This is a genomic window from Variovorax paradoxus NBRC 15149, assembly GCF_001591365.1.
Lineage (GTDB): Bacteria > Pseudomonadota > Gammaproteobacteria > Burkholderiales > Burkholderiaceae_C > Variovorax > Variovorax paradoxus.
In genome coordinates, this window is the sequence record NZ_BCUT01000009.1 from 80,661 (window position 1) to 87,292 (window position 6,632).

6 protein-coding genes are annotated in these 6,632 nt (G+C 69.1%); 5 read left to right on the forward strand and 1 reads right to left on the reverse strand.

Annotated features, from left to right (window positions below; translation table 11 throughout):
- The first annotated feature begins 2 nt into the window (after positions 1–2).
- The 3 genes from VPA02S_RS30605 (at position 3) to VPA02S_RS31595 (ending at position 2,838) form a co-directional block, all read left to right on the forward strand.
- Complete coding sequence (locus tag VPA02S_RS30605; RefSeq protein WP_062367264.1) at positions 3–1,286, forward strand: dihydroorotase; 1,284 nt, start codon at positions 3–5, stop codon at positions 1,284–1,286.
- Between the two features lie 16 nt (positions 1,287–1,302).
- The gene (locus tag VPA02S_RS30610) at positions 1,303–2,049 is read left to right on the forward strand and encodes a lysophospholipid acyltransferase family protein (RefSeq protein ID WP_018906250.1); all 747 of its coding nucleotides are present in this window, start codon (positions 1,303–1,305) and stop codon (positions 2,047–2,049) included.
- A 633-nt stretch (positions 2,050–2,682) separates the two neighbouring features.
- A complete protein-coding gene (locus VPA02S_RS31595) occupies positions 2,683–2,838 on the forward strand; it encodes a hypothetical protein (RefSeq protein WP_162269830.1) in 156 nt (51 codons plus the stop codon).
- Between the two features lie 55 nt (positions 2,839–2,893).
- On the opposite strand, the gene VPA02S_RS30615 is transcribed toward VPA02S_RS31595, so the two are convergent.
- Positions 2,894–3,166, reverse strand: a complete 273-nt coding sequence (locus tag VPA02S_RS30615) for a DUF4242 domain-containing protein (protein WP_015867374.1) — start codon at positions 3,164–3,166, stop codon at positions 2,894–2,896.
- A 128-nt stretch (positions 3,167–3,294) separates the two neighbouring features.
- Here VPA02S_RS30615 and VPA02S_RS30620 point away from each other — a divergent pair, with 128 nt between their 5' ends.
- Both VPA02S_RS30620 and VPA02S_RS30625 read left to right on the forward strand, forming a co-directional pair.
- Positions 3,295–4,251, forward strand: a complete 957-nt coding sequence (locus VPA02S_RS30620; protein WP_015867373.1) for an AraC family transcriptional regulator — start codon at positions 3,295–3,297, stop codon at positions 4,249–4,251.
- Between the two features lie 72 nt (positions 4,252–4,323).
- A partial coding sequence (locus tag VPA02S_RS30625; protein WP_062367275.1) for a TonB-dependent receptor occupies positions 4,324–6,632 on the forward strand: 2,309 nt, incomplete at its 3' end.

Sequence of the window (6,632 nt, forward strand, 5' to 3'; positions counted from 1 at the left end):
GCATGAACATCCTCATCTCCAACGGCCGCGTGGTCGATCCCGCCTCGGGCATCGACAAGAAGACCGACATCGCCATCGCCGACGGCAAAATCGCCGGCATCGGCCGCACGCCGGCCGGCTTCAAGGCCGAGCGCACCCTCGATGCCGCGGGCTGCGTGGTCGCGCCCGGCCTCGTCGACTTGGCCGCGCGCCTGCGCGAGCCCGGCTACGAGCACGAAGGCATGCTCGAAAGCGAAATGGCTGCGGCCATTGCGGGCGGCGTCACCAGCCTCGTGTGCCCGCCCGACACCGACCCCGTGCTCGACGAGCCCGGCCTTGTCGAGATGCTCAAGTTCCGCGCCGAGAAGCTGCAGGGCGCACGGCTCTTTCCGCTCGGCGCGCTCACGCGCAGCCTTGCGGGCGGCGTGCTCACCGAAATGGCCGAGCTCACCGAGGCCGGCTGCATCGGCTTCAGCCAGGCCGACGTACCGCTCGCAGACACCCAGGTGCTGCAGCGTGCGCTGCTCTACGCGAGCACCTTCGGCTACACCGTGTGGCTGCGCCCGCAGGACCGCGACCTTGGCAAGGGCGTGGCGGCCAGCGGCCCGCTGGCCACGCGCCTGGGCCTCTCGGGCGTGCCGGTGTCGGCCGAAACCATCGCGATCTTCACCATCGTCGAGCTCATGAAGAGCACCGGCGCGCGCGTGCACCTGTGCCGCATCTCCAGCGCCGCGGGCGTGGCGCTGGTGCGCGCGGCCAAGGCGCAGGGCCTGCCGCTCAGCTGCGACGTCAGCATCAATTCGCTGCACCTGGCCGACACCGACATCGGGTTCTTCGACAGCCGCGCGCGCCTCAACCCGCCGCTGCGCCAGCAGGGCGACCGCGACGCACTGTCGGCCGGGCTGGCCGACGGCACCATCGATGCGCTGGTGTCCGACCACACGCCGGTCGAGGCCGATGCCAAGACCCTGCCCTTTGCCGAAGCCGAACCCGGCGCCACGGGGCTCGAACTGCTGCTGCCGCTCGCGCTGCAGTGGGGCGAGCGCAGCGGCGCGGGCATCGTGCGCGCGCTGGAAGTCATCACGTCCGCGCCCGCGCGGCTGCTGGCCGCCGCCGATGCAGGCACCGGCATCGGCCGGCTGGCCGAGGGCGGCGTGGCCGACCTGTGCGTCTTTGATCCGGCCCTCGAATGGCAGGTGCAGCCCGATGCGCTCAAGAGCCAGGGCAAGCACACGCCGTTCTCGGGCTATCCGCTGCTGGGACGTGCGCGCCACACCCTCGTCGCGGGCCGCGTCGTGCACGGCTGAAAGGACCCGCTCCTCGATGGTTCATTCACTGAAGGCCTGCTGGCGCCTGCTGCATGCGGTGGGGCACGCGCTGGGTGGCTGGTGGACGATCCGCTTCACCTTTCCGGGCCTTTCGCAGGCAGAGCGCAACCTGCGCGTGCAGCAGTGGTCGCGGCGCCTGCTCGAGATCATGGGCATCGCGCTCCAGGTGCAGGGCAGGCCGCCTGCGCAGGGGCCGGTGCTGCTCATCAGCAATCACCTCTCGTGGCTAGACATCACGGCCATCCACGCTGCCTGCCACGTGCGCTTTGTCTCGAAGGCGGGCGTGAAGCACTGGCCGCTGATCGGCACGCTGTCCACCGGCGCGGGCTCGCTCTACATCGAGCGCGAACGCCGCCGCGATGCGCTGCGCGTGGTGCACCACATGACCGAGGCGCTGCGCAACGGCGACCTGATCGGCGTGTTCCCCGAGGGCACGACGAGCGACGGGCGCGGGTTGCTGCCCTTCCATGCCAACCTGCTGCAGGCCGCCATTTCGTCGGGCGCACCCGTGCTGCCGGCCGCGCTGCGCTTTGCCGATGCGGCCACCGGGGAAACCAGCCAGGCGCCGCGCTACATCGACGACGACAACCTGCTGACCTCGCTCTGGAACACGCTGCGCGCGCCGCCGCTCGTGGCCATCGTGCGCTTCGGCGAGCCGCAGGCTTCGCACGGGCGCGACCGCCGCGCCTGGGCCCAGGCGCTGCACGAAGACGTGCAGCAGCTGCGCCGCGAGACGCATTAGCCGCAGGGCGCGGCGCGGCACAGGCAAAAAAAGCGCTCCCGAGGGAGCGCTTAACGACGCACGGAGCGTCGTGAGGAGGAACCGGAATTCGTGCATCCGACATTGGCCGGGCCGGCGGCCGCCGCTTGCGGGAGAAATCAATCCATGCGCGTGGGCGGGTGCCTACAGGGCAGGGCGGCCCGCCGGGCCGTGGCTATCCCGGCCATGAGAATTGCCAAACCCGCCAGGGCCCGAAGCGTTGCACCATGCAGGTTCTACGCTGGAGAAAGAACCTGATGAGAATGCTGAGGAAAATCGTGGGTGGCGCCATCTCCCTTGCGGGGGCGGTGGTGCTCGTGGCGCGGCACTTTTGACGGCCGAATGGGCTGAATGAATACTATGGTTTGTAAGTAAGCGCACAGCAACACTACTGCCCGAGGGGCCGTGCGAACCGGTCGCATTTCGGCGCCCATAATGCGCCTGCGACCCACGCCAGAGGCCGCATCGAGACGCGGCTCCGGTCCTTCGAGGCGAGCCAGCCACATTTCTCTCTGGCCTTCACGGGATGACATCATGAGCGTATTGCAGATGTTTCTACCGGCGTCCGAACCAGCTCGCAGCGAGGCCCTGGAGCTCATTCGAAGAACACACCACTTGCCGCGCCACCTCGTGAGAGGCACCGGGCGCAGGAGCCTGGGCGAATCCGGACCGGGCCCGCTGGTCGGGCCGGTGCAGAGCCAGCAGCAGCAGGCATCGTCGCAGGGCTTGCAGGCCATGGCTGGGCCGCAAGGCCGGCTGCAGGCCGAATGAGGGCGGCGCCTTCGCGCTGATCCGGCCGCCCCTGCTCGGCCGTCTCTCCACCGTCTCACTCGGCCGTGGCCGGGTCGATCACGCCATGCACCCGGTCGATGCGGTCGGCCGGGAAGCCGCCGAGTTCCGCATGCTTGCGCACCAGCGCCTCGTCGGCGGCCTGGTAGATGCAGTAGATCCGGTCGTCGGTCACGTAGCTGTGGACCCACTGGATGTCGGGCCCCATGCTGCCCAGCACGCCGCAGGACTTCTGCGAGATGGCTTTCAGGTCGGCCGGCGTGAACTTGCCGGCGCCGGGGATGTGCCGTTCGATGAGGAATTTGGGCATGGCGATACTCCTGTCTAGAATCGGTCGGAGCGACCAAGACCGATGGTGCCGGCGCGAAGCACCGTTGTATTGCCCGCTGCACCGGACTTGTTGACCGAAACCCCGCCCTCGCTTGCCGGGAGGTGACCATGGATGTCTTGTCGGACGTGCTGCGGACCATCCGCCTGGAGGGCGCGCTGTTCCTGAACGGGGACATGCATGCGCCCTGGTGCTTCAAGGTGCCCAAGGGCGCGCACATGGCGCAATTGCTCAGGCCCGGCGCGCAGCGGCTGGCCATCTGCCACCTCGTGCTGCAAGGCGAATGCTGGGCCCAGGTCGACGGCGGGGAACCGATCCGCGCCCATGCCGGCGACGTCATCGCCGTGCCGCATGGCGACTCGCATGTGGTGGGCAGCGGCCTGCTCCAGGCAGCGGTGGACGTGGCGCATGTGGTGAACCCGCGGGCGCCCGAGCTGGAGCGCATCCGCTACGGCGGCAATGGCGACCGCACGGTGCTGGTGTGCAGCTGGTTCGCCTACGAAGGCGATGCGCCCAACCCCCTCATGGCGAACATTCCGCGCCTGTTCACCACGTCGCTGCGCAGCAGGCCGGCGGGCCCGTGGATCGAGCAGTCCGTCAACTTCGTGCTGGGCGATGCGGCTTCGCACACGCCCGGTTCCGAGATGGTCGCCGCCAAGGTGGCGGAAGTGCTGTTCGCCGAAGTGCTGCGCGGCTACATCGAATCCATGCCCGCCAACAACCCCGGCTGGCTCGCGGGCCTGCGCGACCCCCACGTGAGCCGCTGCCTGGCGCTGATGCACGGCGATCCCGCCCGCAACTGGACGGTCGACGCGCTGGCGCAGGAGATCCATGTCTCGCGCAGCGTGCTGGCGGACCGCTTCGCCGAACTGGTGGGCGCGCCGCCCATGCACTACCTGACGCGCTGGCGCATGATCCTGGCCGCCGGCATGCTGCGAAAGGACCAGGGCAACCTGGCGCGCATTGCCGAAGATGTCGGCTACGAGTCGGAAGCGGCCTTCAACCGCGCGTTCAAACGCGAGTACGGGGTGTCGCCCGGGGTCTGGCGGCAGAACGGGGCCGGGTGAGCTCGGCATTGACCGCGCCGGCCAGGCGCTGGCGGCTCGCGGTGATCAGCGCGCGTCTACTAGAGTACGCGCATGCCCTTCCGCCCATGCGATCTCCTCGCCCGTTCCTTGGCCGTCAGCGCTCTCGCCTTCGGGTTCGCCGTGGTGGCCCATGCACAGCCGAAGCCTTTGGACGATGGCGAAACGCTCCCCGCCATCACCGTGGATGCCAGGGGCCGTTCGGAAGCCGCCCAGCAAGTTCCGATCCCGCTGACTTCGATCGATGGCGAGGCCCTCGAGACGCAGCAAAGCTGGCGGCTCGAAGACCTGCAGCAATGGTTGCCGAGTACCAGCATCACCTTCGGCGATCCGCGGCAATCGGCCATCGCGGTGCGCGGCGTCGGCAGGAATCCATCGAACGACGGCCTCGAGGGCAGCACGGGCATCTACCTCGACAACGTCTACCTGGGCCGCGCGGGCATGGCGACATTCGACCTGCTCGACATCGAGCGCGTGGACCTGCTGCGCGGGCCGCAAGGCACGCTTTTCGGCAAGAACACGACCGCCGGCGTGCTGGCGTTGCACACGCGTGCGCCGAGCCGCGAGACCGAGCGCAGCCTGCAACTCTCGATCGGGCAGCGCGGACTTGCGCAGGGGCAAGCCATCTTCTCGGGGCCCCTGTCGGAAGAGACGGCGGGCCGGCTGCTGGTGTACGGCACCCATGAACGCGGCAACATCGAGAACATCTACGATGGCGGCAGCGTCAACGGAGGCCATCGATCCGGCATTCGCGGCCAATGGCTGCTGCGCCGTGGCGACGCCTTCAGCCTGCGCCTGATCGCCGATGCGCACCGCGAGCGCTCCACGTACGGCACCCGCGTCATCTACTCGCTGGGAAGCGGCCCGGCGGCGGCCCGCGCACGGGCCGGCGGTGCCACCGGCATCGTCGCCGACCCGCGGCGCTATGCGGTCAATACCGACGGCGTGGAGCGCGTCGATCTCGACCAGGGTGGCGTGTCGGCCGAAGCGAGCTGGAAGCTCGGGTCCGGCGCCACCGTCACGTCCATCACCGCCGGCCGCTCGTGGAAGTTCGTGCCGACAGCCAACGACAACCTCAATATCCCCGTGCTGATCGACGGCGGCTCCCGCGTGCGCCAGCAGCAGTTCTCGCAGGAACTGCGCTACGCGGGGCCCACCGGCGGTGCGGTCGACTATGTGGTGGGCGCGTTCTACATGCGCCAGCGCATGCGCAACGAGATATTCACCGTGTTCGGTCCGCGGGCGGACATCGTTCTGCAGGGAACGTCCTTGCCGGTGCTCGCCAACGCGAGCACCGTGAGCTTCGGCGCGCTCGACACGGAGAGCTTCGCGCTCTTCTCCCAAGCCACGTGGCACGCCACGTCCAGGCTCGACCTCACGGCCGGCCTGCGCATCACGCAGGAGCGCAAGGACGGGCGCACCCATCGCGGCGACTCGACCGGTGGTGCCGCTGCCACCGCGTTCCTGCGCAATCGTCCGATCGTGCTCGGTGCCTACGACACGGGCCCCCTGGCCATCCGGAAGACCAGTCCGTCGGCGCTCCTGGGTGCGAGCTACCGGCTGGATGACGGCGCGATCGGCTACGCGAGCTTTTCGCACGGCGAGCGGTCGGGCGGGATCAATCTGGCGGGGCCGGGTGCCGCTCCCGGCCCGCTCGGCGCCTCGTCGCTGATCATCGGGCCCGAACGTGTCGACAGCCTGGACGTCGGCGTCAAGAGCAGCCTGTGGAATGATCGCCTGACACTCAACCTGAACGCCTTCCTGGCAGGCGTGCGCGGCTACCAGACGTCGATGTTCGTGCCTGCCGGCGCAGGCGCGGGCAACTATGTCGAGATCCTCACGAACGCGGGCGATCTCCGTAGCCGGGGACTGGAGCTGGACGCCACTGCGCGACCGGCGCGCGGGCTGACCGTGTGGGCCAACGCCGCCTTCAACGATGCACGCTATCAACGCTATGAGGACGCGCCTTGTCCGTCAGAACGCGCGTTCATGCCGCAGGGGCGCTGCAGCCTGAGCGGACGGCAGGTTGCCGGGACGCCGCGCTGGACATTCAACGTGGGCGCCGAATACCGCAGGCCCGTGAGCCCCACCACCCAGCACTTCGTTTCAGCGGCGTACGCGTGGCGGTCCGCACAGGACGGCACGCTCGACGGGTCGGTCCACTCGCGCATCCCGGCCTATGGCCTGCTGAACCTCGCCACCGGTTGGAAGGTCGCACGAGGCAATGAAATCTGGAGCATTTCGCTCTGGTTGCGCAACGCGCTCGACAAGAAGTATTTCCCGACCGTGGCCGCCACCGCGAACGGTGCCTACGTGGCATCGGTCGGGACGCGGCGCACCCTGGGACTGACAGTCCGGCTGGA